The 760-nt window shown below is 69.3% G+C and carries 1 protein-coding gene; it reads left to right on the top strand.

Features of this window, described 5'->3' with window-relative positions; genetic code table 11:
• Positions 1-285 precede the first annotated feature (285 nt).
• On the top strand, positions 286-760 hold a 475-nt coding region (locus ACY45C_RS14040; protein ID WP_462188051.1), incomplete at its 3' end, for a CorA family divalent cation transporter.

Raw genomic sequence — 760 nt, 5'->3', positions numbered from 1 at the left:
CCTGGACTACTCGCGCCTGCGGGCGCCTGGTGGAAGGGGGGTGGCGGGATGAGTCCCGGCCATAGTTGCCGTCTGTCCTGGGCTGACTCGGTGACCCCCGTCGCCTCGGTGACCCCCCTCGCCTGAGCCTGCCCCGTCAGACTGATGATCTAGCCGAGCAGTCCCGTCGCAGGTGAGACGACCACGTCGGGCGGCATCAGCCAGCTGCGCACCGTCGGGAGGTCGTTGCGCAGCGGCTGCCGCCCCGGCCTGACCCTGCCGACACAACCATGCGGGCGGACGCGGATGCCGTTCGCGGCCCGGGGAGCTGACGTGATGACTGTCGTGGAGAACGCGTTTTACGCCGCGGGCCGGCGCTTGGCGCGGCCGGGCTCGCTGGGCGAGACCTACCAGTTGCTGCGGGACCGCCGGGGCCGGAACAAGCAGGATCTGGCGTGGATCGGTCTGGTCCACCCGGACGAGCGGGAGATCGCTTCGATCGCGGCCGAGTTCGACCTGCACGAGCTGGCGATCGAGGACGCGGTGCAGGCGCATCAACGGCCGAAGCTGGAACGGTACGGCAAGACCCTGTTCGTGGTGTTGCGGGCCGCCCGCTATGACGACGCGCGGGAAGAGGTTGACTTTTCCGAACTGCACGTCTTCGTCGGGGACGACTTCGTCATCACAGTTCGGCACGGGGATGCACCGGATCTGCCTCGGGTGCGCCGGCGGATGGAGTCCGACCCGGAGCTGTTGGCCCACGGCCCGGAGGCGGTGTTGT

The sequence above is a fragment of the Frankia sp. CcWB2 genome (assembly GCF_977927585.1).
This window is presented reverse-complemented; position numbering and strand designations above follow the sequence as displayed.